The 26147-nt window shown below is 61.3% G+C and carries 20 protein-coding genes; 11 read left to right on the top strand and 9 right to left on the bottom strand.

Features of this window, described 5'->3' with window-relative positions; translation table 11 throughout:
• Window positions 1-4 precede the first annotated feature (4 nt).
• The 6 genes from ACMGF7_RS04510 (at window position 5) to kefC (ending at window position 9783) form a co-directional block, all read left to right on the top strand.
• Window positions 5-1264, top strand: coding sequence for a glycosyltransferase (locus tag ACMGF7_RS04510; protein WP_273874931.1), 1260 nt, complete (start codon window positions 5-7; stop codon window positions 1262-1264).
• A gap of 263 nt (window positions 1265-1527) precedes the next feature.
• Complete coding sequence (gene dapB, locus ACMGF7_RS04505; protein WP_406888324.1) at window positions 1528-2349, top strand: 4-hydroxy-tetrahydrodipicolinate reductase; 822 nt, start codon at window positions 1528-1530, stop codon at window positions 2347-2349.
• A 469-nt stretch (window positions 2350-2818) separates the two neighbouring features.
• Window positions 2819-3967: a glutamine-hydrolyzing carbamoyl-phosphate synthase small subunit gene (gene carA / locus ACMGF7_RS04500; RefSeq protein WP_004932920.1), complete on the top strand. Its 1149-nt coding sequence runs from the start codon at window positions 2819-2821 to the stop codon at window positions 3965-3967.
• 16 nt (window positions 3968-3983) lie between these two features.
• Window positions 3984-7208, top strand: coding sequence for a carbamoyl-phosphate synthase large subunit (gene carB, locus ACMGF7_RS04495; protein WP_049241998.1), 3225 nt, complete (start codon window positions 3984-3986; stop codon window positions 7206-7208).
• A 171-nt stretch (window positions 7209-7379) separates the two neighbouring features.
• The gene (kefF, locus tag ACMGF7_RS04490) at window positions 7380-7937 is read left to right on the top strand and encodes a glutathione-regulated potassium-efflux system oxidoreductase KefF (protein ID WP_004932911.1); all 558 of its coding nucleotides are present in this window, start codon (window positions 7380-7382) and stop codon (window positions 7935-7937) included.
• Complete coding sequence (gene kefC / locus ACMGF7_RS04485) at window positions 7930-9783, top strand: glutathione-regulated potassium-efflux system protein KefC (protein ID WP_021505358.1); 1854 nt, start codon at window positions 7930-7932, stop codon at window positions 9781-9783. Before kefF ends, kefC begins: the two co-directional genes overlap by 8 nt.
• 34 nt (window positions 9784-9817) lie before the next feature.
• On the opposite strand, the gene ACMGF7_RS04480 is transcribed toward kefC, so the two are convergent.
• Window positions 9818-10432: a LysE family translocator gene (locus ACMGF7_RS04480; RefSeq protein WP_015376619.1), complete on the bottom strand. Its 615-nt coding sequence runs from the start codon at window positions 10430-10432 to the stop codon at window positions 9818-9820.
• Window positions 10433-10560: 128 nt separating this feature from the next.
• Between ACMGF7_RS04480 and ACMGF7_RS04475 the strand changes: the two genes are divergently transcribed.
• The 4 genes from ACMGF7_RS04475 to ACMGF7_RS04460 all read left to right on the top strand — a co-directional run bounded on the left by ACMGF7_RS04475 (window position 10561) and on the right by ACMGF7_RS04460 (window position 14518).
• Window positions 10561-11361 carry a threonine/serine ThrE exporter family protein gene (locus ACMGF7_RS04475; protein WP_015376620.1) on the top strand — a complete coding sequence of 267 codons (801 nt, stop codon included), beginning with the start codon at window positions 10561-10563 and terminating at the stop codon, window positions 11359-11361.
• Complete coding sequence (locus ACMGF7_RS04470) at window positions 11358-11822, top strand: threonine/serine exporter (protein ID WP_015376621.1); 465 nt, start codon at window positions 11358-11360, stop codon at window positions 11820-11822. The genes ACMGF7_RS04475 and ACMGF7_RS04470 overlap by 4 nt, the downstream gene beginning before the upstream one ends.
• 143 nt (window positions 11823-11965) lie before the next feature.
• On the top strand, window positions 11966-12448 hold the full coding sequence (gene folA / locus ACMGF7_RS04465; RefSeq protein ID WP_033631766.1) for a type 3 dihydrofolate reductase: 483 nt from the start codon (window positions 11966-11968) through the stop codon (window positions 12446-12448).
• Between the two features lie 180 nt (window positions 12449-12628).
• Entirely contained in the window at window positions 12629-14518 is a 1890-nt protein-coding gene (locus tag ACMGF7_RS04460) for a PhoX family protein (RefSeq protein ID WP_197763723.1), read from the top strand.
• Window positions 14519-14566: 48 nt separating this feature from the next.
• On the opposite strand, the gene apaH is transcribed toward ACMGF7_RS04460, so the two are convergent.
• The 6 genes from apaH to lptD form a co-directional block, all read right to left on the bottom strand.
• Complete coding sequence (apaH, locus tag ACMGF7_RS04455; RefSeq protein WP_420286366.1) at window positions 14567-15418, bottom strand: bis(5'-nucleosyl)-tetraphosphatase (symmetrical) ApaH; 852 nt, start codon at window positions 15416-15418, stop codon at window positions 14567-14569.
• A gap of 2 nt (window positions 15419-15420) precedes the next feature.
• Window positions 15421-15798 (bottom strand): Co2+/Mg2+ efflux protein ApaG, encoded by a 378-nt coding sequence (gene apaG / locus ACMGF7_RS04450; RefSeq protein WP_015376624.1) that lies wholly within the window; start codon window positions 15796-15798, stop codon window positions 15421-15423.
• 12 nt (window positions 15799-15810) lie between these two features.
• Window positions 15811-16629 (bottom strand): 16S rRNA (adenine(1518)-N(6)/adenine(1519)-N(6))-dimethyltransferase RsmA, encoded by an 819-nt coding sequence (gene rsmA, locus ACMGF7_RS04445; RefSeq protein WP_420286365.1) that lies wholly within the window; start codon window positions 16627-16629, stop codon window positions 15811-15813.
• Window positions 16622-17614 carry a 4-hydroxythreonine-4-phosphate dehydrogenase PdxA gene (pdxA, locus tag ACMGF7_RS04440; RefSeq protein WP_049242078.1) on the bottom strand — a complete coding sequence of 331 codons (993 nt, stop codon included), beginning with the start codon at window positions 17612-17614 and terminating at the stop codon, window positions 16622-16624. The genes rsmA and pdxA overlap by 8 nt, the downstream gene beginning before the upstream one ends.
• Window positions 17601-18902: a peptidylprolyl isomerase SurA gene (gene surA / locus ACMGF7_RS04435; protein WP_004932876.1), complete on the bottom strand. Its 1302-nt coding sequence runs from the start codon at window positions 18900-18902 to the stop codon at window positions 17601-17603. Before surA ends, pdxA begins: the two co-directional genes overlap by 14 nt.
• A gap of 65 nt (window positions 18903-18967) precedes the next feature.
• Entirely contained in the window at window positions 18968-21328 is a 2361-nt protein-coding gene (gene lptD / locus ACMGF7_RS04430) for an LPS assembly protein LptD (protein ID WP_049242007.1), read from the bottom strand.
• Between the two features lie 228 nt (window positions 21329-21556).
• On the opposite strand from lptD, the gene djlA reads away from it, so the two are divergent.
• Complete coding sequence (gene djlA / locus ACMGF7_RS04425) at window positions 21557-22378, top strand: co-chaperone DjlA (protein WP_015376627.1); 822 nt, start codon at window positions 21557-21559, stop codon at window positions 22376-22378.
• A gap of 143 nt (window positions 22379-22521) precedes the next feature.
• Here djlA and rluA read toward each other — a convergent pair whose 3' ends face one another.
• Window positions 22522-23172, bottom strand: a complete 651-nt coding sequence (gene rluA, locus ACMGF7_RS04420) for a bifunctional tRNA pseudouridine(32) synthase/23S rRNA pseudouridine(746) synthase RluA (RefSeq protein ID WP_004932866.1) — start codon at window positions 23170-23172, stop codon at window positions 22522-22524.
• 57 nt (window positions 23173-23229) lie between these two features.
• Entirely contained in the window at window positions 23230-26136 is a 2907-nt protein-coding gene (rapA, locus tag ACMGF7_RS04415; protein ID WP_015376629.1) for an RNA polymerase-associated protein RapA, read from the bottom strand.
• Window positions 26137-26147: the final 11 nt, after the last annotated feature.

The raw sequence follows: 26147 nt of genomic DNA, 5'->3' as shown, positions 1-26147 counted from the left end.
ACTGATGGCGGCGGTCGCCACTCCGGGGCACGTCTACCCGATGTTAGCGATCGCTCGTCACCTGATCGCCCAAGGGCATCAGGTGCGGGTGATGACCGGCGCGCTGTTCCGCGAACGCGCCGAGGCGGTGGGCGCGAGCTTCGCGCCGTTCGACGCGCAGGTGGACTTCGACTATCGCCACCTGGAGGAGCATTTCCCCGAGCGCGCCGCGCTGCCGCCGGGCAATGCGCAGATGGCGCTGGCGCTGAAAGATTTCTTCGCCGCGCCGATCCCGCTGTTGGATCGTCAGCTGCGTGCGGCCATCGCCGCCGAGAAGACCGATCTGCTGATGGTGGAGAACTGCTTCTACGGCGTGCTGCCGCTGCTGCAGTCCGCCGAACGGCCGCCGGTCTTCGGGATCGGCGTCACGCCGCTGTCGTATTCTTCGCGCGATGCTATTTTCTATGGCCCGCGCATCCCGCCGGCGCTGCTGCCGCGGGCTCTGACCCGTGAGCAATTGGTGGATGAAGCGACGCGGGTGTTGCTTGATGAGGTGCAGCAGAGCTTCGATGCGGCGCTGGTGCAGGCGGGGGGACGGGCGCTGGATCGCCCGTTCACCGACGCGCTGATCGGCGGCTGCGAGCGTTTCCTGCAGCTGGCTACCACGGCGCTGGAATATGAGCGTGACGATCTGCCGAGCGGCGTGCGCTTCGTCGGCCCGCTGCGCAGCGGCGGCCAGCCGGCGGCGGAAGAAACGCTGTGGGAGGCGGACGATCGTCGGCCGCTGGTGATTGTGACGCAGGGCACGCTGGCCAATGTCGATCTGCATCAGCTGATCGTGCCGACGCTGCAAGCGCTGGCTCATCTGCCGGTGCGGGTGTTGGCCACCACCGGCGGGCGGGCGACCGAAGGACTGATGGACGCGCTGCCGGCCAATGCCAGAGTGCGGGAGTTCATCTCCTTCGAACGCTGGTTGCCGGAGACGGCGCTGCTGATCACCAACGGCGGTTACGGCTCGATCAACTATGCGCTGAACAGCGGCGTGCCGCTGATCGTCGCCGGCACCGGCGAAGACAAACTGGAGGCGGCCGCGCGCGTGGTGGCCGCCGGGTGCGGCATCAGCCTGCACACCAGCACGCCAAGCCCTGAACAGATCCTGGCGGCGGCGACGCGCATTCTGCAGCAGCCGATCTATCGCCAGCGCGCGGCGCTGGTGCGTGAGGACTATGCCCGCCACGATGCGCTGACGGCGATCGCCAACGAAGTGGCCGCTATTACCGCCTGACCTCGCTGTGATCCTTTCCCAAGGCGCCGTTTTCGGCGCCTTTTTTCTGCATTTTTTTGCCATGGAAACTGCATGATTATGTACAATCGTCGCAGGCCGCCAAATCGGTTGAATGTTAATCTCACGACAGCGCCGCTGATGAAAGCGGGGGAATATCATAATTTTCTAATTATGAAATGAATCCTCTGGCGGCGCTGCAGCGGGGCAGTTACCCTGAATCGATAGCCTAATGGGATAGGCGTCAAATCAAGAAGAGAGCAAGCATGAGTGATTCACAAATCCGCATTGCGATTGCGGGCGCCGGCGGCCGGATGGGCCGTCAGTTGATCCAGGCGGTGCAGCAGGCGGAAGGCGTGGTGTTGGGCGCGGCGCTGTCGCGCCTGGGTTCAAGCCTGATCGGCGTCGATGCCGGCGAGTTGGCGGGCATTGGCGCGCTGGGCGTCAAGGTAAGCGACAGCCTGGAGAAAGTGGCGAGTGAGTTCGACATTTTGATCGACTTCACCCGCCCGGAAAGCACGCGGAACTACCTGGATTTTTGCGTGGCGCACCACAAGGCGATGGTGATTGGCACCACCGGCTTCGATGACGCCGGCAAGCAGGCGATCCGCGCTGCGGCGCAGCATATCGGCATCGTGTTCGCCGCCAACTTCAGCGTCGGCGTCAACCTGGTGCTGAAACTGCTGGAGAAGGCCGCGCAGGTGATGGGCGACTATACCGATATCGAAATCGTCGAGGCGCACCACCGCCACAAAGTGGATGCGCCGTCGGGCACGGCGTTGGCGATGGGCGAAGCGATCGCCGGCGCGCTGGGGCGCGATCTGAAAAGCTGTGCGGTCTATGCGCGCGAAGGCCATACCGGCGAACGCGATCCCCAAAGCATCGGCTTTGCCACCATTCGCGCCGGCGACATCGTCGGCGAGCACACCGCAATGTTCGCCGACATCGGTGAACGGGTGGAAATTACCCATAAGGCTTCCAGCCGCATGACTTTTGCCAGCGGTGCGGTGCGCGCGGCTGCCTGGCTGCATAACCGGGATAAAGGTTTATTTGATATGCGCGACGTGTTGAATTTGGACCAGTTATAATTGATTTGCATACCATCGTGATGTGGTTGTATTGATCATAATGCTATGATAATCGGGCAATAATTTTATTGTCCTTTTTTTTACATGATAAATATCATGTTGATTTTATTTCATTGTCAAAGCTGTTATTTGTCTGTGTTTACTTTGCTAATCATCTCCTTTTTTTCCCCCCTCGGCTTTTTCAGCGTCTTTTTTGTCCCATTCCGGCGCCATTTTCCGTCATTCTTCCCCGCAACCGTTTTCCAGCCCCGGTTTTCTGTGTTTTTATCGCCGCTCAAGCCGCATGAGCGCCGAGAACTGCAAAAATAAAACAAAAAACGGCAGTTTGGGTAGACAAGCCAGGCACTCATCATTAAAATGCGCCCAATTTGCCAAAAATTGGCCTCGCGGACGGTTTTTGCATTGATTTAGATCGCGATATCTGAATTAATATGCAAATATTGTGATTGATTATTCCTTGGAGGGTGTTTTGATAAAGTCAGCGCTATTGGTTCTGGAAGACGGAACCCAATTCCACGGTCGGGCCATCGGGGCAGAGGGAACGGCAGTGGGGGAAGTGGTCTTCAATACGTCGATGACCGGTTATCAAGAAATCCTCACTGATCCTTCCTATTCCCGCCAGATCGTTACTCTTACTTATCCTCATATCGGCAATGTCGGCACCAATGCTTCCGACGAAGAATCCTCCGCAGTACACGCCCAAGGCCTCGTCATTCGCGACCTCCCGCTGATCGCCAGCAACTACCGCAACGAAGAAAGCCTGTCCGACTACCTCAAGCGTCACAACATCGTGGCGATCGCCGATATCGATACCCGCAAATTGACCCGCCTGCTGCGCGAGAAGGGCGCCCAGAACGGCTGCATCATCGCCGCCGATTCGCCGGACGCCGCGCTGGCCCTGGCCAAGGCGCAAGGTTTCCCGGGGTTGAAGGGCATGGATCTGGCGAAAGAGGTCACCACCCAAGAGGCCTACAGCTGGCAGCAAGGCAGTTGGACGCTTGAAGGCGACCTGCCCGAAGCCAAAACCGCCGCGGAACTGCCGTTCCACGTGGTGGCTTACGACTACGGCGCCAAGCGCAACATCCTGCGCATGCTGGTGGATCGCGGCTGCCGCCTGACCGTGGTGCCGGCGCAGACCCCGGCCGACGAGGTGCTGAAAATGAATCCGGACGGCATCTTCCTGTCCAACGGCCCGGGCGATCCGGAGCCGTGCGACTACGCCATCACCGCCATCAAACAGTTCCTGGAAACCGACATTCCGGTGTTCGGCATCTGCCTGGGCCACCAACTGCTGGCGCTGGCCAGCGGGGCGAAAACCATGAAGATGAAGCTCGGCCACCACGGCGGCAACCACCCGGTGAAGGATCTGGACAACAACACGGTGATGATCACCGCGCAGAACCACGGCTTTGCGGTAGATGAGAACAATCTGCCGGCGAACCTGCGCGTGACGCACAAATCGCTGTTCGACCACACGGTGCAGGGCATTCACCGCACCGACAAAGCGGCGTTCAGCTTCCAGGGCCACCCGGAAGCCAGCCCAGGCCCGCACGACGCCGCGCCGCTGTTCGATCACTTTATCGAACTGATTGAGACTTACCGTTCTAACGCCAAATAATCAGGAGCAGTAAAAAATGCCAAAACGTACAGACATAAAAAGCATCCTGATCCTCGGCGCTGGCCCGATCGTTATCGGCCAGGCGTGTGAGTTCGACTACTCGGGTGCCCAGGCGTGTAAAGCGCTGCGCGAAGAGGGTTACCGCGTCATTCTGGTCAACTCTAACCCGGCGACCATCATGACCGACCCGGAAATGGCCGATGCGACCTACATCGAGCCGATCCACTGGGAAGTGGTGCGCAAGATCATCGAAAAAGAGCGCCCGGATGCGGTGCTGCCGACCATGGGCGGCCAGACGGCGCTGAACTGCGCGCTGGAACTGGAGCGTCAGGGCGTGCTGGCCGAGTTCGGCGTTACCATGATCGGCGCCACCGCCGATGCGATTGACAAGGCCGAAGACCGTCGCCGTTTCGACGTGGCGATGAAGAAAATCGGTCTGGATACCGCGCGTTCCGGCATCGCGCACACCATGGAAGAAGCGCTGGCGGTGGCCGCTGACGTCGGCTTCCCGTGCATCATCCGCCCTTCCTTTACCATGGGCGGCACCGGCGGCGGCATCGCCTACAACCGCGAAGAGTTCGAAGAGATCTGCGAACGCGGCCTGGACCTGTCGCCGACCAACGAGTTGCTGATCGATGAATCGCTGATCGGTTGGAAAGAGTACGAGATGGAAGTGGTGCGTGATAAGAACGACAACTGCATCATCGTCTGCTCCATCGAAAACTTCGACGCCATGGGCATCCACACCGGCGACTCGATCACCGTCGCGCCGGCCCAGACCCTGACCGACAAGGAATACCAAATCATGCGCAACGCCTCGATGGCGGTGCTGCGTGAGATCGGCGTCGAAACCGGCGGCTCCAACGTGCAGTTCTCGGTCAACCCGAAAACCGGCCGCCTGATCGTCATCGAAATGAACCCGCGCGTATCGCGCTCTTCGGCGCTGGCGTCGAAAGCCACCGGCTTCCCGATCGCCAAGATCGCCGCCAAGCTGGCGGTGGGCTACACCCTCGATGAGCTGATGAACGACATCACCGGCGGCCGCACCCCGGCGTCGTTCGAGCCGTCAATCGACTACGTCGTCACCAAGATCCCGCGCTTCAACTTCGAGAAGTTCGCCGGCGCCAACGATCGCCTGACTACCCAGATGAAGTCGGTCGGTGAAGTGATGGCCATCGGCCGCACCCAGCAGGAATCGCTGCAGAAAGCGCTGCGCGGCCTGGAAGTGGGCGCCACCGGCTTCGACCCGAAAGTGAGCCTGGACGATCCGGAAGCGCTGACCAAAATTCGCCGCGAGCTGAAAGACGCCGGTTCCGACCGCATCTGGTACATCGCCGACGCCTTCCGCGCCGGTCTGTCGGTCGACGGCGTGTTCAACCTGACCAACGTCGACCGCTGGTTCCTGGTGCAGATTGAAGAGCTGGTGCGCCTGGAAGAGCAGGTGGCCGAGGCGGGCATCAACGGCCTGAACCAAGAGTTCCTGCGCACTCTGAAGCGCAAAGGCTTCGCCGATGCGCGCCTGGCCAAGCTGGCCGGCGTCGCCGAGAGTGAAATTCGCAAGCTGCGCCACAGTTACGGCCTGCATCCGGTGTACAAGCGCGTGGATACCTGCGCGGCGGAATTCGCCACCGACACCGCCTACATGTACTCCACCTATGAAGAAGAGTGCGAGTCCAACCCGACCAACGACCGGCCGAAAGTGATGGTGCTGGGCGGCGGGCCGAACCGTATCGGCCAGGGCATCGAGTTTGACTACTGCTGCGTGCACGCTTCGCTGGCGCTGCGTGAAGACGGCTACGAGACCATCATGGTCAACTGTAACCCGGAAACCGTCTCCACCGACTACGACACCTCAGACCGCCTGTACTTTGAGCCGGTAACGCTGGAAGACGTGCTGGAAATCGTGCGCATCGAGAAGCCGAAGGGCGTGATCGTGCAGTATGGCGGCCAGACTCCGCTGAAGCTGGCGCGCGAGCTGGAAGCCGCAGGCGTGCCGGTTATCGGCACCAGTCCGGACGCCATCGACCGCGCCGAAGACCGCGAGCGCTTCCAGCAGGCGGTCAACCGTCTGGGCCTGAAGCAACCGGCCAACGCCACCGTCACCGCCATCGAACAGGCGGTGGAGAAGGCGGCGGCCATCGGCTATCCGCTGGTGGTGCGTCCTTCCTACGTGCTGGGCGGCCGGGCGATGGAAATCGTTTACGACGAAACCGACCTGCGCCGCTACTTCCAGACCGCGGTCAGCGTGTCCAACGATGCGCCGGTGCTGCTGGATCGCTTCCTGGACGACGCGGTGGAAGTGGACGTCGATGCCATCTGCGACGGCGAACGCGTGCTGATTGGCGGCATCATGGAGCACATCGAGCAGGCGGGCGTGCACTCCGGCGACTCCGCGTGTTCGCTGCCGGCGTACACCCTGAGCCAGGAAATTCAGGACGTGATGCGTCGTCAGGTGGAAAAACTGGCGTTCGAGCTGCAGGTGCGCGGCCTGATGAACGTGCAGTTCGCGGTGAAAGACAACGAAGTCTACCTGATTGAAGTCAACCCGCGCGCCGCGCGCACCGTGCCGTTCGTCTCCAAAGCCACCGGCGTGCCGCTGGCCAAAGTGGCCGCGCGCGTGATGGCGGGCAAAACGCTGGTCGAGCAGGGCGTGACCGAAGAGATCATCCCGCCGTACTATTCGGTGAAAGAAGTGGTGCTGCCGTTCAACAAATTCCCGGGCGTCGACCCGATTCTGGGGCCGGAAATGCGCTCTACCGGGGAAGTGATGGGCGTGGGCCGCACCTTCGCGGAAGCCTTCTCCAAAGCGATGCTGGGCAGCAACTCGGGCATGAAGAAGCAGGGCCGCGCGCTGCTGTCGGTGCGTGAAGGCGATAAAGCCCGCGTGGTCGATTTGGCCGCCAGCCTGCTGAAGCAGGGCTTCGAGCTGGACGCCACCCACGGCACCGCGGTGGTACTGGGCGAAGCGGGCATCAACCCACGCCTGGTCAACAAGGTGCACGAAGGGCGTCCGCACATTCAGGACCGTATCAAGAACGGCGAGTACACCTACATCGTCAACACCACGGCAGGCCGTCAGGCGATTGAGGACTCCAAGCTGATTCGCCGCAGCGCCCTGCAGTACAAGGTGCACTACGACACCACGCTGAACGGCGGCTTCGCCACCGCGATGGCGCTGAAAGCGGATCCGACCGAGCAGGTGACGTCGGTGCAGGAAATGCACGCGCGCATCGGCAAGTAACCGCGCGATAACGCAACGTAAGGGGCGCTGCAGATGCAGCGCCCTTTTTTATTCAGCGAATTTGTCGGCTGGCGTTAAAAATTTCCGCTATCAATCAGTGGGCAAACTGTCACTCTGTGTGATTGGTATATGCTTGGTGTATTGGCAAGGAACGAAGGAACGACGATAACAATGATTCTGATAATTTATGCTCACCCGTATCCCCGGCATTCGCATGCCAATCACCGCCTGCTGCAGGCGGTGAAGGATCTCCCCGAGGTGGAGGTGCGCTCGCTGTATGAGCTGTACCCCGATTTCAATATTGACATCAACGCCGAGCAGCGGGCGGTGGAGCGCGCCGACCTGGTGGTGCTGCAACATCCGATGCAGTGGTACAGCTTCCCGCCGTTGTTGAAGCTGTGGATCGACAAAGTGCTGGAGCACGGCTGGGCCTACGGCCACGACGGCAATGCGCTGGTGGGTAAAGACTGCCTGTGGGCGGTGACCAGCGGCGGCGACGAGCACCACTTCGAGCTGGGCGACTTCCCCAACTTCGCCGCGCTGGCGCAGCCGCTGCAGGCCACGGCGATCTATTGCGGCATGACCTGGCTGCCTTATTTCGCCGTGCACAATACCTTTACCTGCAACGAGCCGGCGCTGCTCGCCGCCGGCGAAGCCTACCGCCAGCGGCTGGTCGACTACCTGATGGAACATGCCGAAGCGGAAACCCGGGAGGCCAGCCATGGATAATCACCACATGATGATCGAAGGGCTGATCTACCTCGGCTCCGCGGCGCTGTTTGTGCCGATCGCGGTGCGCCTGGGACTGGGTTCGGTGCTCGGTTACCTGATCGCCGGCTGCATCATTGGCCCCTGGGGGCTGAAGCTGGTGTCGGACGCCGAATCGATCCTGACCTTCGCCGAGATCGGCGTGGTGCTGATGCTGTTTATCATCGGCCTGGAGCTGGATCCCAAACGGCTGTGGACGCTGCGTGCCTCGGTGTTCGGCGGCGGCAGCATTCAGATGGTGGGCTGCGGCCTGGCGCTGAGCGCCTTCTGTTACTTCCTTGGCCTTAACTGGAAGGTGGCGTTGCTGATTGGCCTGACGCTGGCGCTCTCATCCACCGCCATTGCCATGCAGGCGATGAGCGAACGCAATCTGACGCCGTCGCCGATCGGCCGCAGCGCGTTTGCGGTGCTGCTGTTCCAGGATATCGCGGCGATCCCGCTGGTGGCGATGATCCCGCTGCTGGCCAGCAGCGGCGCCACCACCACGCTGGGCGCTTTCATGCTGTCGGCGGCCAAGGTGGTGGGCGCGTTGACGATGGTGGTGTTGCTCGGCCGCTACGTCACCCGTCCGCTGCTGCACTTCGTCGCCCGTTCGGGCATGCGCGAAGTGTTCAGCGCCGTGGCGCTGTTCCTGGTGTTCGGCTTCGGCATCCTGCTGGAGATGGCCGGACTGTCGATGGCGATGGGGGCGTTCCTCGCCGGGGTGTTGTTGGCGAGTTCGGAATACCGCCACGCGCTGGAGAGCGATATTCAGCCGTTCAAGGGACTGCTGCTGGGGCTGTTCTTCATCGGCGTCGGCATGTCGATCGACTTCGGCACGCTGTTCCATCATCCGTTGCTGATCGCCTCGCTGCTGCTGGGCTTTATGCTGATCAAGGCGGCGTTGCTGTGGCTGATTGGGCCGCTGCTCGGCGTGCCGAAGCGCCAGCGCGGCCTGTTCGCCATTCTGCTGGGGCAGGGCAGTGAGTTCGCCTTCGTGATTTTCAGCGCCGCACAGCTGGCCGGCGTCTTGCCGGTTGAATGGGCCAAGTCGCTGACGCTGGCGGTGGCGCTGTCGATGGCGGCCACCCCGCTGCTGTTGGTGATCGCCGCGCAGCTGGAGAAAAATGCGCCGAAAGAGGATCGCCCGGCTGACGTCATTGATGACGAGAACGCCAGCGTGATCATCGCCGGCTTCGGCCGTTTCGGCCAGATCGCCGGTCGTTTACTGTTGGCCAACGGCGTGCACACCGTGGTACTTGATCACGATCCGGACCATATCGAAACGCTGCGCAAATTCGATACCAAGGTGTTCTACGGCGACGCCACGCGCGCCGATCTGCTGGAGGCCGCCGGCGCCGCTCACGCCAAGGTGCTGATCAACGCCATCGACGATGTGGAGGACAGCCTGGCGTTAACCGAGCTGGCCAGGCAGCACTTCCCGCATCTGAAAGTGGTGGCGCGGGCGCGCGACGTCGATCACTGGTATCAGCTGCGGCAGCTGGGGGTGGAAAAACCGGAGCGCGAAACCTTCGAAAGCTCGCTGCGCGTCGGCCGTGAAACGCTGGAGTTGCTGGGGCTGGACGCCTATGAGGCGCGCGAGAAAGCGGACACGTTCCGTCGCTATAACCTGAAGATGCTGGAAGATACGCTGGATAATTACCAGGATACTGAATTCCGTATCGCCAGCCTGCAGCGGGCCAAGGAGATGCTCAGCGCGGCCATCGAGCAGGATCAGAATCGGCTGGCGCGGGTGCAGCAGACCGGCTGGCGCGGCAGTATCGACGGCAAGGCGCCGGAGGATGAAGTGGTGGAAGCCAAAGGATAAGGGGAGGGGCGCCGTGATGGCGCCCTTTTTTTGCTTAGCTCAGCGCGACCTTGATGCCTAAGGCGATCAACATGCCGCCCAGCAATTTGTCGACGATCTTCTGCGTCTTTTCCAGCCCGCGGCGCACCGGCCCGCTCTGGATCAAAAATACCAGCAGCGGCCACCAGATGACCGACAGGCCGAGAATAATCCCCGCGTACCACAGCTTGTCACCCAGACCGGAATCGATCTGCAGCACCTGGGTGAAGACCGCAAGGAAGAACAGGGTGGCTTTCGGATTCAGCAGGTTGCACAGGTAGCCTTGCGCAAAGGCGCTCTTCAGGCTGACCTGCTGCTGCGGCAGATTGCTGACGTTCATTTTGCCGCCGCCGCGCGACAGCAGCGCCTGGATGCCGATCCACACCAGATAGACCGCCCCGGCGTATTTCAGCAGGTTGAACAGCCACGGCGTGGTGGTGATCACCACCGCCAGCCCGGCGACGCAGTAGGACATGTGGGTGGCGACGCCGCAGATCACGCCGAAGGCGGTCATCATGGCGGCCAGCCGCGGGTAGCGGGCGGCGTTTTTGATCACCAGGAAAAAATCCGGGCCGGGGGAGAGCATGCCGAGGGCGGCAATGCCGGCGACGAACAACGAAGTTTCAAGCATGGGAGACGTCTCGCGCAAAAGGCAGCAATCTGGCGATAATAACGCCGCTTCCTCTGATGCGCATCAACCCAATGAGGTATTGTTAGGCTCTATGATAATAATTCATCTACCGCCCGCGACGGAGCACCATGCAGCAGACTACCGCCACAGACAGGCCGGAACCGCACCGGCAACAGCGTGAAATCACCCGACTGTGCATTCAATGCGCGTTGCTGCTGTTGCAGCACGGCGCCGAGAGCACGGTGGTGGAACAGTTATCAACTCGCCTGGGACTGGCGCTGGGCATGGACAGCGTGGAAAGCTCGATCTCCGCCAATGCGGTGGTATTGACCACTCTTAGCCATGGTGCCTGTCTGACCACCACCCGTAAGAACGTCGATCGCGGCATCAATATGCAGGTGGTGACCGAAGTGCAGCATATCGTGATCCTCGCCGAGCATCGCCTGGCGGATGCGCACGACGTGGCGCGCCGCTTTGAAAGGATCCGGCCGCTGCGCTACCCGCGCTGGCTGGTGGTATTGATGGTGGGGCTGTCCTGCGGGTGCTTCAGCATGCTCAACGGCGGTGGCGGCGACGCCTTCCTGGTGACCTTTATCGCCAGCGGCACGGCGATGTTGGTGCGCCAAATCCTCACCGCCCGCCAGATGAATCCGCTGATCAATTTCTGCCTGACGGCGTTTGTCGCGACGTCGATCTCCGGACTGCTGCTGCGCCTGCCGGCGTTTAAAGACACCTCGAGCGTGGCGATGGCCGCCAGCGTGCTGCTGCTGGTGCCGGGCTTCCCGCTGATCAACGCGGTGGCCGACATGTTCAAGGGGCATGTGAATACCGGGCTGGCGCGCTGGGCGATGGCCAGCCTGCTGACGCTGGCGACCTGTATCGGGGTAGTGATGGCGATGTCGCTGTGGGATCTGCGGGGGTGGTCATGAATCTGTTGTGGGCCTTGTTGCAGGAGATGCTGTTGGCGGCGGTGCCGGCGCTGGGCTTCGCCATGGTGTTTAACGTGCCGCTGCGTGCGCTGCGCTATTGCGCATTGCTCGGGGCTATCGGGCGCGGTTCGCGCATGCTGATGATGCATGCCGGCATGAACATCGAGTGGGCCTCGCTGCTGGCGGCGATCCTGATCGGCATCATCGGCATCTACTGGTCGCGCTGGCTGCTGGCGCATCCGAAGGTGTTCACCGTGGCGGCGGTGATCCCGATGTTCCCCGGCATTTCCGCCTATACCGCGATGATAACTGTGGTGGAGATCTCGCATCTGGGCTACAGCGAGGCCCTGATGGAGACCATGATCACCAACTTCCTTAAGGCCAGTTTTATCGTCGGTGCCTTGTCGATCGGCCTGTCGTTACCGGGCCTGTGGCTGTACCGCAAACGCCCCGGCGTGTGAAATTTCCCGGCGGAAGAACGTTGGTTATTAGATATGCTGATAAGAGCTATCTTATATATTCATCTTGCTTGATTAGCCTATCGACGGCACTCAGGCCTTTACGTATAGTGTCACCAATTTTGCTGCCTACACAGGGTTAAACAATGATTATCAGCCTGATCGCTGCCTTGGCGGCGGATCGCGTTATTGGCATGGAAAACGCCATGCCGTGGCACCTGCCGGCGGACCTTGCGTGGTTTAAACGCAACACGTTGAATAAGCCGGTTATTATGGGCCGCAAGACCTTCGAGTCCATCGGCCGCCCGCTGCCGGGCCGCCACAATATCGTTTTGAGCAGCCGCCCGGGCAACGAAGCCGGGGTGACCTGGGTAACCTCGCTGGATGAGGCGCTGGCCGCCGCGGGCGAGGTGGAAGAAGTGATGGTGATCGGCGGTGGGCGCATCTATACCCAGTTGCTGCCGCGCGCCGACCGTCTGTACCTGACGCACATCGACGCCGAAGTCGGCGGCGATACCCACTTCCCGGATTACGAGCCGGACGAGTGGGAAACCACATTCAGCGAATTCCACGACGCCGACAATCTGAACTCGCACAGCTACTGTTTCGAAATCCTGCAGCGCCGCTGATCTCAGCGCGTTAGCCAGTTATCCCCGGGGGCGCAAGCAATTGCGCCCCCGGCCTTTTTACGCCGGTCATTCGTAACCTTTCCGTCACATTACCTGATTAGTATGAAGCCCAACTCCGAGCGCCACGGCAACTCTGGTGAATCTTGACCGCGGCGCCATAACTAAAAAGGTAACCACGTTATGACCAAGCAAATTGAGCAATTAGACGCCGACCGCCTGATCGATCCCTCTCGCCGCAAGCTGTTGCTCGGCAGCGCCGGCGCCGTCGGCCTGGCCGGCTTTCTCGGCGGTGGCATCTGGTCGGTCTCCGCCGAGGCGTTGGCCGAGGATCTGCCGCCGAACAGGCTGCTGGGCTTTCAGGGCATCGCCGCATCTACCGCCGACGAGGTGACCATCGCGCCGGGCTACCGCGCGGAGGTGCTGATCTCCTGGGGCGAGCCGCTGGTGGACGGCGCGCCGGCCTTCGATCCGCAGGGCAACAACAGCGCCGCCGATCAGGAGAAGCAGTTTGGCGACAACAATGACGGCATGAGCTTCTTCCCTATCGATGACAATCACGGCGTGATGGCCATCAATAACGAATACGTCAACGAACAGTATCTGTTCGCCCACGGCGGCGCCAAAGCCACCAGCCTGGAAGAGGTGCGCAAGTCACAGGCGGCGCACGGCGTCTCCATTGTGGCGGTCAAGCGGGTCGGCGACGGCCAGCGCTGGGAGGTGGAACGTCCATCGCGCTATAACCGCCGCATCACCGCCAACAGCGAAATGCAGTTCAGCGGCCCGGCCGCCGGGCACCCGCTGCTGCAGACCGCCGCCGATCCGAGTGGCCGCAAGGTGTTGGGCACCTTTGGCAATTGCGCCAACGGCAAGACGCCGTGGGGGACCTATCTGACCTGCGAGGAAAACTTCGATACCTATTTCGGCACCCGTCAGGCCGATTATCGCACCACGCCGGAACAGAAGCGCTACACGCTGAAGGCCAGCGAACCGGAGCGCAACTGGCCGGACTATGATGAGCGCTTCGATGTGGCGAAGAACCCCAACGAATTCAACCGCCACGGCTGGATCGTCGAGATCGATCCGCTGAATCCGGCCTCGACGCCCATCAAGCACACCGCGCTCGGCCGCTTCAAACATGAAAACGCGGCGGTGACCGTGGCCAAAGACGGCCGCCTGGTGGTGTACATGGGCGACGACGAGCGCGGCGAACATATCTATAAATACGTCTCCAAAGGCGTGGTCGACGCCGCCAATCCGGCCAACAATCGCACGCTGCTGGACGAGGGGACGCTGTACGTGGCGCAGTTCGACGGCGATGAAGCCGGCACGCCGCTGAAGGGCAAAGGGCGCTGGATTGCGCTCGAGTTCGGCAAAAACGGCCTGACGCCGGAGAACGGCTTCCGCGACGAGGCCGAAGTGCTGATCTTCGCCCGCAAGGCGGCGCAGCAGGTCGGCGCCACCAAAATGGATCGCCCGGAGTGGATCGCGGTGAACCCGCATGACGGCCGCGCGTACTGTACGCTGACCAACAACAGCAAGCGCGGTGAGGAAGGGATGCCGCTGAACGCCGCCAACCCGCGGCCTAACAATATCTATGGCCAGATCATTCGCTGGGATGAAGGCGGCGACGCCACCGCCGACGTCTTCGCCTGGGACATCTATGCGCTGTGCGGCAACCCGATCGCCCACCCCGAAGGCGTCAACCGCGGCACGCCGAACATCACGGCGGAAAATACCTTCAACAGCCCGGACGGGCTGGGCTTCGATCGCGCCGGCCGCCTGTGGATCCTCACCGACGGCAAGTACAGCAACAAGGGCGATTATGTCGGGCAGGGCAACAACCAGATGCTGGTGGGCGATCCGATCAGCGGTGAGATCCGCCGTTTCATGGTGGGGCCGAAGTCCTGCGAACTGACCGGCATCACTTTCACTCCGGACTACAAGACGATGTTCGTCAACGTGCAGCATCCGGGAGAAGAGGGCGATTCGCACTTCCCGAACAACAGCCCGCGCCCGCGTTCATCGGTATTGATGATCACGCGTGAAGATGGCGGGGTGATTGGGGCGTAAGGCGATAATATAGAAAACAAAGGCGGCCACGGGGCCGCCTTTGTATTTTCAAGATGCGGCCAGTCTGCCGGCGTGGTCAGACGCCTCGCCGCGATTGGCGGGTTGCGTAAAGTAACGGCGGTCTTCCCAGCGCAGCATCGTCAAGTCGCCGCCCCAGCAACAGCCGGTATCCAGCCCGATCACGCCTTCCGGCGTGCCCTTGCCTTCGAGCGAGGCCCAGTGGCCGAAGACGATGGTGTATTCCGGATCCACCAGGCGCGGCAGTTCGAACCACGGCTTCAGCGGCGCCGGCGCGCTGCCCGGCGCATCTTTGCAGATCATGTCGAGCTGGCCGTTGGGGAAGCAGTAGCGCATGCGCGTGAACGCATTGGTGCTGAAACGCAGGCGAGCCAGGCCGCTCAACTCCAGCGCCCAGTTGTTCGGCATGTCGCCGTACATGGCATCGAGGAACAGCGGATAGCTGTCGCTGCTCAATACCGCTTCCACTTCGCGCGCGCACATTTTCGCGGTGTCGATATCCCACTGCGGGGTGATGCCGGCGTGCGCCATCACCAGCTTTTGCTCATCATCCACCTGCAGCACCGGTTGGCGGCGCAGCCAGTTGATCAGCTCGTCGGCGTCAGGCGCCTCCAGCAGCGGGGTGATGCGATCTTTGGGTTTGTTGCGGCTGATGCCGGCGTAGACCGCCAGCAGGTGCAGATCGTGGTTGCCCAGCACCATGCGCACCGCCGGACCGAGCGAGCGCACGTAGCGCAGCACGTCCAGCGAGGCGGGGCCGCGCGCCACCAGATCGCCGGTCAGCCACAGTTGATCGCGCTCGGGATCGAACGCAACCTGAGCCAGCAGCGACTTCAGTTCATCGAAACAGCCGTGAACGTCGCCGATAAGGTATGTCGACATAATTAATGGATCAGCGTTGGAATGGCTAAGCGGAACACGGGAATAGCGGTGCGGAACGGTTGACCCTGATGGTCAACCATTTCGTAATGGCCTTCCATGGTGCCCAGCGGCGTTTCCAGAATGGCGCCGCTGGTGTACTGAAACTCTCCACCGGGCGGAATGACGGGCTGTTCGCCGATCACGCCTTCGCCCTGGACTTCGGTTTGGCGGCCGTTGCTGTTGGTGATCAGCCAGTAACGGCCCAGCAGTTGCACGTTGGTCCGCCCCAGATTGCGGATGGTGATGGTATAGGCGAAGACGTAACGCTCTTCTTCAGGGATCGACTGTGATTCCACATAGATGCTCTGAACCTGAATACACACGCGGGGCGAATCAATCATGACAACAACTCCTTATTGCTGCGGCGCCGGATTGGCTGACAGCCAGTTCGCCAGCTTGCAGTACTGCGCCACAGAAATATTCTCTGCTCTGAGCGAAGGATCGACGCCCAGCTCCGTCAGCTGCTCCGGCGTGAACAGGTCGCCCAGGCTGTTGCGGATGGTTTTCCGCCGCTGGTTGAACGCCTGCGTGGTGATGCGGCTCAGCATGCGCACGTCGCCCACCGGGTTCGGCAGCTCGGTGTGCGGGACCAGGCGCACCACGGCGGAATCGACCTTCGGCGGCGGCGCGAACGCGGTCGGCGGCACTTCCAGCACCGGAATGACGTTGCAGTAGTACTGCGCCATCACGGTCAAACGCCCGTAGGCCTTGCTGTTCGGGCCGGCCACCAGACGGTTGACCACCTCTTTTTGCAACATAAAGTGCATGTCGCGGATTGCCTGAGTATAGCTGAAAAGGTGGAACATCAGCGGCGTCGAAATATTGTACGGCAGGTTACCAAATACGCGCAGCGGTTGGCCAGCTTCCTCGGCCAGTTCGGCGAAATTCACCGTCATGGCGTCCTGCTGGCGGATGGTCAGCTTGTCTTTCAGCCACGGGTGGTTCTCCAACCGGGTGGCCAGATCGCGGTCCAGTTCGATCACCGTCATGCGGTCCATGCGTGCGCCAACCGGCTCGGTCAAGGCGCCGAGGCCGGGGCCGATCTCGACCACCGCTTCGCCCGGCTGCGGGTGAATGGCGGAGACAATGCTATCGATGACAAACTGATCGGTTAAAAAGTTTTGTCCAAAGCGTTTGCGGGCAAAGTGCCCTTGGTGGACTCTGTTATTCATTACAATTAATTATCATTTTAATGGCGAGATTCAGGGCCGTTTGGAAACTGCCGACATCGGCGGTGCCGGTGCCGGCCAGTTCCAGAGCGGTACCGTGGTCGACCGAGGTGCGTATGAAAGGCAAACCGAGGGTGATATTCACCGCGCGGCCGAACCCTTGGTATTTTAGCACCGGCAGCCCCTGATCGTGATACATCGCCAGCACCGCATCGGCATCTTGCAGATATTTGGGCTGGAACAGGGTGTCCGCCGGCAGCGGGCCGACAAGATGGATACCGTCAGCGCGCAGCGCGTCGAGCGCCGGGATGATGGTGTCTATCTCTTCGCGCCCCATATGGCCGCCTTCCCCGGCGTGGGGATTCAGACCGCAGACGTAAATGTGCGGCTGAGCGATGCCAAATTTGGTTTTCAGATCGTGGTCGAGAATGCGAATGACTTCGAACAGGCTCTGCTGCGTGATGGCGCCCGGCACCGCCAGCAGCGGCAGGTGAGTGGTCGCCAGCGCCACGCGCAGCTCTTCGGTCGCGAGCATCATCACCACGCGATCGCAGCGGCTGCGATCGGCAAAGAATTCGGTATGGCCGATAAACGGCACGCCGGCGTCGTTGATCACGCCTTTGTTCACCGGACCGGTGATCAGAGCGGCAAATTCGCCGTTCAGGCAGCCGTCGCAGGCGCGCGCCAGGGTTTCCACCACGTAGGCGCTGTTGCCGACGTTCAGTTCACCGGCGGTGACCGGCTGAGCGAGCGACACCGGCAGCACGGTCAGCGTGCCTGCGCGTTGCGCCTCGGCCGGTTGCTGCGGTTGATAGTCGCGCAGCGTCAGCGGCAGGCCCAAACGCTTGGCGCGTTCAAGCAACAGGGCCGGATCGGCGCACACCACCAGCTCAACAGGCCAATCCTGTTGCGCCAGGGCGGCTACCAAATCCGGCCCCACCCCGGCGGGTTCGCCGGGGGTAATGACGACGCGTTTATTGCTGTGCATCGCTGCCATCGAGGATCTTCACGTAAGCCTGGGCGCGCTGTTCCTGCATCCAGGTCTGCGCCTCTTCGGCGAACTTACGGTTGAACAGCATGCGGTAAGCGCGATCTTTCTGCGCGGCGTCGGTTTTATCCACCTGACGGGTATCCAGCAGCTGAATCAGGTGCCAACCGAAGGAAGAGTGGACCGGCGCGCTGATTTCACCTTTGCTCAGCTTCAGCAACGCATCGCGGAAGGCCGGATCGTAGATGTCCGGGGAGGCCCAGCCCAGATCGCCGCCCTGCATGGCGGAACCCGGATCCTGCGACAGCTGTTTGGCTTCGTCGGCGAATTTGGCGCGGCCGCTCTTGATGGCTTCCGCAACGGATTGCAGCTTGGCACGCGCCTGATCGTCAGTCAGCACCACCGAAGGCTTCAGCAGGATGTGACGGGCGTGCACTTCGGTGACCGACACCGACTGGCTGGCGCCGCGGATATCGTTCACTTTCAGGATGTGGAAGCCGACGCCGGAACGGATTGGGCCGACGACGTCGCCTTTCTTGGCGCTCACCAGACGTTCAGCGAACAGGGTCGGGATCTCTTGCAGCTTGCCCCAGCCCATGTTGCCGCCTTTCAGCGCCTGAGAATCGGCGGAGTAGGTGATCGCCAGCTTGCCGAAGTCGGCGCCGCTGTTGATCTCACCCACCAGGCGTTTGGCCAGCTCTTCGGCTTTGTCGACCTGCTGCTGCGACGGGTTTTCCGGCAGCGGGATCAGGATGTGGCTGATGTTCATTTCGGTGTCGCTGCCGTTCTGCGCGCCCACCTGTTTGGCCAGCGCGTCCACTTCCTGCGGCAGGATGGTGACGCGGCGGCGCACTTCGTTGTTACGCACTTCGGAAATCAGCATCTCTTTGCGGATCTGCGAACGGTAGGTGTTGTAGTTCAACCCTTCGTACGACAGGCGGCTGCGCAGCTGATCGACGTTCATGCGGTTCTGCGCGGCGATGTTGGCGATCGCTTTGTCCAGCTCGGCGTCGGACACGGTAATGCCCATTTTCTTGGCCATCTGCAGCTGGATGTTATCCATGATCAGCCGTTCGATGATCTGATGGCGCAGCGTCTTGTCGTCCGGCAACTGTTGGCCGGCCTGCTGGGCGTTGAGCTTGACTGACTGCAACAGACCGTTGACGTCGCTTTCGAGTACCACGCCGTTATCCACGACGGCGGCGACTTTATCCACTTCTTGGGGTGCTGCGAACGCGGCATTGGCGCAAACCACCAATCCGAGAATAAGCGTTCTCCAGTTCTTCATACATTTCCCATTATGTAATCCGCAAATGCGGGTGAAAGTTCTCGTTTTCAAAGTGTTGCAAAGCGTCAGAATGCGCGCTGATACGGCAGAATGCCGGAGCGCAGCATTTCTGCGGAGCCGAGACTATGATCGCTGCTCAGGCCGCGCAGTTCGACGTTGAACGAAACTCTGTTGTCGTAAACGCTGGTATTGTTGCTGTTGTTCCAGTCGGTGATCTTGCGCTCATAGCCCAGGGTCACCGCCCAGCAGCAGGTGTTGTACTTCAGCCCCACCAGTTGATCGGCGGATTGTTTGGCGCGGGTGTCGTAGTAGTACGCCCCGACGACCGCCCAACGATCGGCGATCGGCCAACTGCCGGTGATGCCCACCTGCGAGATGCCGTCCTGGAAGGCCGGAACCGTTTTGGTGTTCAACGCCGTCTGGATGTATTCCGGCGTGGCGTAACGGTAGTTCAGCTGCACCACGCGCTCGGCGTCCTGGCGGTATTCCACCACGCCGTTGCCCAGCGAGACGCTGTTCAGGCGGGTGTCATACTGAAGGCCACCACGCAGGCCCCAACGATCGTCGATTTTCCAATAGGTATCGCCGGCCCAGGCCACGCTGCCGGTGTCGTCGTTGTTGTCGTAACCGGTCATCTGGTCACCGGTACGCGAACGGCTGAAGTAGTAGATTTGACCCACGGAAGCGTTAAATCGTTCCACCAGCGCGTCATCATAAATGCGGGTGGTCAAACCGGTAGAGACGCGGTTCTGCGAAGCGATGCGATCCAGGCCGCTGTAGGCGCGGTCGCGGAACAGGCCGGAGTAGTCGGTCTGCAGCAGCGTGGTGTCGTAGGTGTAGATGTTGCTCTGATCGCGGTACGGCACGTACAGGTACTGCACGCGCGGCTCCAGCGTCTGGGTGGCGCCTTCGGCCCAGATCATCGGCCGCTCGAACACCAGCTTGCCGTCGACCTTGAATTGAGGCAATACGCGGTTGACCGAGTCATCAAGATCCGGTGCTGCGGCGCCTTTGCGGTTCTGGTAGTTAGCGGCGAAACCGTCAGGAATATCCTGCTGGTAGTGGGTCGCCATCACTTTGGCTTCGGTGTTCAGGCTGGCCCAGCCGTTGGTGAGCGGCAGACTCAGCGTTGGCTCCATATGCAGACGGGTGGCATCCGGGCTGTACGGGTTGACGCTGGTGAACTTGGCAGCCTGGCCGTAAATATGGAAATCGAACGGGCCGAGGTCGTTCTTGTAATAGTTCAGATCCAGCTGCGGCTGGACTTTATACGAGTCCGACTGTGAGCGATCGGTATCGTCGTAAATCTGGAACTGTTTGGAGCTCAGCGTGGCGTTCCAGTTCTCGTTGGCGTAGCCGAGGCTGAATTTCTGCGTGGCGTAGCCGTCGGTAGTGGAACCGTACTTGGAGTCCAGATCGGTGAAGTACTTGGAATCGCTGACCTTGGTGTAATCGACGTTGAAGCGCCACACCTGATCCATGACGCCGTTGTGGTTCCAGTAGAACAGCCAGCGTTTGCTGTCGTCATGATCTTTGCCGTATTCCTTATCGTCCGGCAGCCAGTCGAACTCCATCAGGCCGAGGCCCGGCTGTACCAGATAGCGGAACTCGGTCTGCCACTGCAGGCCGCGCTTGGACATATAGTGTGGCGTGATGGTGGCATCGTAGTTCGGCGCGATGTTCCAGTAGTACGGCAACATGAACTCGAAGCCGTTGTTGCTGCCGTACTTGGCGTTCGGGATCAGGAAACCGGAACGGCGCTTGTCGCCGACCGGCAATTGCAGGTATGGGCTGTAGAACACCGGCACGCCGCCGATGCGGAAGCGGGCATTCCACACTTCCGCCACCTGCTCTTCGCGATCGTGGATCACTTCGGAACCGACCACGCTCCAGCTGTCGTCGCCCGGCAGACAGGAGGTAAAGGTGCCGTTTTCCAGAATGGTGTAACGGTTGGCGCCGCGCATTTTCATCTTGTCGGCGTCGCCGCGCCCCTGACGGCCGACCATCTGGTAGTCGCCTTCATAGACGTCGGTATCTTTGGTATTCAGGTTCGACCAGGCCTTAGGGCCTTTCAGTTTGATCTGATTGTCGCTGTAGTGCACGTCGCCGGTGGCGGTGACGGTGCGCACCGGTTCCGTCTGGCCAGGGTTTTGCGTCTGGTTCAGCTCAACTTCTTTGGCGGTCAGGGTGCTGTTGCCCTGCTCGATATGCACGTTGCCGCTGAACAGGGCGCTTTTCGGGTAGTCGGCGCGCGAGTCATCGGCATTGATGGTCACCGGCTGGCTGTTCGGATCGCCGCTGACCAAAGGCTTGTCGTAAACGGGAACGCCAAGCATGCATTGCTCGGCCAGATCAGCCAGCGCATGCTGACTGTAGAGTGCCGTCCAAATCATCGTGGCCAGCAGTGTTGGGAAACTTTTTTTCATACGCGGTTTTGGTGTTCCGTCATCAGAGGCGTCGTGTCCGGCAAACGGTCAGAGACTATATTACTCATCTGCGTTGCGCTAGTGCTAAATCCAGCCGTTTACTTGCGTCGTCGTTAGGCGCAAAGATAAATGACAGGTATGATAATCCAAATTCTAGGAAAAATCGCCTGCGCCCTTTCCTGAAGCGAAGGAGAGCGGACGGCTTTCGGCATGATAATTGAGGAGTATATGCAGTATTGGGGAAAACTGCTCGGCGTCATCGTCGCCATCTGGTCTGGCGCGGGATTCTGGGGTGTAGTTCTGGGGCTGATTATCGGTCATATGATCGATACGGCGCGCAGCAACAAGCGCAGCCGGGGGTTTTTCACCGACCAGCAAACGCGGCAAACGCTGTTTTTCCGCACCACTTTTCAGGTGATGGGCCACCTGACCAAATCCAAGGGACGCGTTACCGAGGCGGATATCCAGATCGCCAGCCTGTTTATGGATCGCCTGCAGCTGCACGGCGAAGCGCGCACCGCGGCGCAGCAGGCGTTCCGCGAGGGCAAACAGAGCCAGTTCCCGCTGCGTGAGACGCTGCAGCAGTTTCGCAGCATCTGTTTCGGCCGCTTCGATCTGATTCGGATGTTTCTGGAAATTCAGATTCAGGCGGCGTTTGCCGACGGCTCGCTGCACCCGAACGAACGTCAGGTGCTGTATGTCATCGCCGAAGAGCTGGGCATTTCGCGCGCGCAGTTCGATCAGTTCCTCAGCATGATGGAGGGCGGGCGTCAGTTCGGCGGCGGTCAGCAGGGCGGGTATTCGCAGGGCGGCTATCAGCAGGCTCAGCGCGGCCCGACGCTCGACGATGCCTGCAAGGTGCTCGGCGTGCGCAGCAGCGACGATGCCGCCACCATCAAACGCGCCTACCGCAAGCTGATGAGCGAACACCATCCGGATAAGCTGGTGGCGAAAGGCTTGCCGCCACAGATGATGGAAATGGCCAAGCAGAAAGCGCAGGAGATCCAGGCGGCGTACGACCTGATCAAACGCGAGAAAGGTTTTAAATAACGATACCCGTCATACTTCGATCTGCAGGTGTGTTGGCTGCCCGCGCTTACCCCGGTCACGTACTTTTTGTACGCTCCCGGGGCTGCGCTTAGTTGCCGCCTTCCTGCAACTCGAATTATTTAGGGTATCCCTGGGTGATGAGCTCAGAAATCCGGTTCGGCGCGAAAGTGCATCGGCGTCTGGAAAGCGGGGTGGGTGATGCGCAACTCTTGTGCATGCAGCTGTAGCCGTGGCGCCATCGCCTTAGCCTCCGGTGGGGCGTAGAAACCGTCGCCGAGGATCGGGTGCCCCAGCGCCAGCATGTGCACCCGCAGCTGATGCGAGCGGCCGGTGATCGGCGTCAGCTTCACGCGCGTGCTGCCATCGGCGTCTCGCGACAGCACCAGATACTCGGTTTGCGCCGCTTTGCCGGTGTCAAAACACACCTTTTGCAGCGGCCGGTTCGGCCAATCGCAGATCAGCGGCAAATCCACCAGTCCTTCGTCATGTTCCATATGCCCCCAAACGCGGGCGATATAGGATTTCTTCGGCTCGCGTTCGCGGAATTGACGCTTCAGCTCACGCTCGGCGGCCTTGTTGAGCGCCACCACGATCACCCCGCTGGTGGCCATGTCCAGCCGGTGCACCGATTCGGCGGCCGGATGATCGGCCTGAATGCGGGTCATCAGGCTGTCTTTGTTTTCCGGCGCGCGGCCGGGCACCGACAGCAAGCCGCTGGGCTTGTTGACCACCATGATGTGTTCATCCTGATACAGGATGTGCAGCGGGTCCTGCGGGGGATTGTAGGGTTCCATCTTGGCTCCGCGAAAAGGGCCGACCGGGGAGACGGTGGCCTCCCCATGTCGCGCCGGTTACTGGTGGGTGACCACCACCAGACGAATGGCGTCCAGGCGCCAGCCGGCTTCATTGAGGTTGGCCAGCACCTGACGGCGGTTGAACTCCAGCGCTTCGACTTCGTCGTCGCGGATGTTCGGGTTGACCGCCTTCAGCGCTTCCAGACGCGCCAGCTCGGCGCTCAGCTTGTCGTCAGCCTCTTGCTTCGCTTGTTCGATAAGCGTGCGCGCCTGCGCTTCCACCAGGCTTTCCGCCTGCTGCAGCATGGCGTGCACGTCTTGCTGCACGGCATTGACCAGCTTGCTGGAAGTGTGGCGGTTGACCGCGTTCAACTGGCGGTTGAAGCTTTCGAACTCGACCTGCGCCGCCAGGTTGGTGCCCTTGCGGTCCATCAGCATGCGGATCGGCGTCGGCGGCAGGAAGCGGGTCAGCTGCAGGTGCTTCGGCGCCTGGGCTTCCACCACGTACACCAGCTCAACCAGCAGGGTGCCCACCGGCAACGCTTTGTTTTTCAACAGGGACACTGCGCAGCTGCCGGTGTCGCCGGACAGGATCAGATCCAGACCGTTGCGGATGATCGGGTGTTCCCAGCTGACGAACTGCGCGTCTTCGCGCGACAGCGCCCGATCGCGATCGAAGGTGACGGTGCAGCCGTCCTGCGGCAGGCCCGGGAAGTCCGGCACCAGCATATGGTCGGACGGCGTGAGCACGATCAGGTTGTCGCTGCGGTCTTCCTGATTGATGCCGACGATGTCGAACAGGTTGAGCGCGAAGCCCACCAGGTTGACGTCGTTATCCTGCTCGGCGATGGCGGCGGCCAGCGCCTGGGCTTTGTCGCCGCCGTTGGAGTGCATCTCCAGCAGGCGATCGCGGCCCTGTTCCAGCTGCGCTTTCAACTGGTCATGCTGCTGGCGGCAGGCGTGGATGAATTCGTCCAGGCCTTCCTGCTCGGTCGGCGCGGCCAGATAGCCGATCAACTGCTCGTAGCAGCTGTCGTAGATGGTGCGGCCGGTCGGGCAGGTGTGTTCGAAGGCGTCGAGCCCTTCGTGGAACCAGCGGCCCAGCACCGCCTGCGCGGTGTGCTCCAGGTAAGGCACCATGATTTGGATATCGTGCATCTGGCCGATACGGTCCAGACGGCCGATACGCTGCTCCAGCAGATCCGGGTTGAACGGCAGATCGAACATCACCAGCTGGCTGGCGAACTGGAAGTTGCGGCCTTCGGAACCGATCTCGGAACACAGCAGCACCTGCGCGCCTTCTTCTTCGGAGGCGAAGTAGGCGGCGGCGCGGTCGCGCTCGATGATCGACAGCCCTTCGTGGAACACCGCGGCGCGGATCGCTTCACGCTCGCGCAGCACCTGCTCCAGCTGCAGCGCGGTGTCGGCTTTGGCGCAGATCACCAGCACTTTTTCGTTGCGGTTGGCCAGCAGGTAATCCAGCAGCCACTCGACGCGCGGGTCGAAGTTCCACCAGGTGGCGTTTTCGCCTTCGAATTCCTGGTAGATTTGCTCCGGGTACAGCATGTCGCGCGCGCGGGCTTCGACGGACTTTTTGGCGCCCATGATGCCGGACACTTTGATCGCGGTCTGATATTGGGTCGGCAGCGGCAGCTTGATCTGGTGCAGGTTGCGGTGCGGGAAGCCCTTCACGCCGTTACGGGTGTTGCGGAACAGCACGCGGCTGGTGCCGTGGCGATCCATCAGCATCGAAACCAGCTCCTGACGCGCCTGCTCGGCGTTGTCGCCTTCGCTGTTGGCGGCTTTGAGCAGCGGCTCGATGTCCTGCTCGTCGATCAGCTCGCCCAGCAGGTTAAGCTTGTCGTCGGCCAGGCGTTCACCGCTCAGCAGCAGGGTGACGGCGTCGGCCACCGGACGGTATTTCTGCTGCTCGGCGACGAACTCGCCGTAGTCGTGGAAACGGTTCGGGTCGAGCAGGCGCAGGCGCGCAAAGTGGCTCTGTTGACCGAGCTGTTCCGGGGTGGCGGTCAGCAGCAGCACGCCGGGGATATGCTCGGCCAGCTGTTCGATCACCTGATATTCGCGGCTTGGCGCCTCTTCGCTCCAGGCCAGGTGGTGCGCTTCATCGACCACCAGCAGATCCCACTGGGCGTCCGCCAGCTCTTCCAGGCGCTGCTTGTTGCGGCGCACGAAGTCCAGCGAGCAGATCACCAACTGTTCGGTCTCAAACGGGTTGCTGCTGTCGAGCTTGGCTTCGGCGTAGCGGCTGTCGTCGAACAGCGAGAAGTAGAGGTTGAAGCGGCGCATCATCTCCACCAGCCACTGGTGCTGCAGCGTTTCCGGCACCACAATCAGCACGCGCTCGGCGCGGCCCGCCAGCAGTTGCTGGTGGATGATCATGCCGGCTTCGATGGTTTTGCCGAGGCCGACTTCGTCCGCCAGCAGAACGCGCGGCGCATGGCGCTGGCCGACTTCATGAGCGATGTGCAGCTGGTGCGGGATCAGGCTGGCGCGCATGCCGCGCAGGCCGGCGAACGGCAGGCGATACTGCTCGCTCTGGTATTTGCGGGCGCGAAAACGCAGCGCGAAACGGTCCATGCGGTCGATTTGGCCGGCGAACAGGCGATCCTGTGGTTTGCTGAAGGTCAGCTTACTGTCCAGCAGCACCTCGCGCATCGCCACGCCGCTTTCCTGAGTGTCCAGGCGGGTGCCGATATAGGTCAACAGACCGTTTTCCTCTTTCACCTCTTCCACCTGCAGCTGCCAGCCCTCGTGGCTGCTGACGGTATCGCCCGGGTTGAACATCACGCGGGTGATCGGCGAATCGTTTCTGGCATAGAGGCGGTTTTCACCGGTGGCGGGGAAAAGCAGGGTAATCATGCGCGCATCCAACGCCACGACGGTTCCCAATCCTAATTCGCTTTCCGTGTCGCTGATCCAGCGTTGACCAAGAGTAAAAGGCATATATTGTCGGC

Origin of the sequence: Serratia sp. BNK-17 (assembly GCF_048684935.1) — a bacterium.
In the GTDB taxonomy this organism is placed as follows: domain Bacteria; phylum Pseudomonadota; class Gammaproteobacteria; order Enterobacterales; family Enterobacteriaceae; genus Serratia; species Serratia nematodiphila.
The sequence above is the reverse complement of the archived record's forward strand: the minus strand, read 5'-3'. Positions and strand labels throughout refer to the sequence as shown.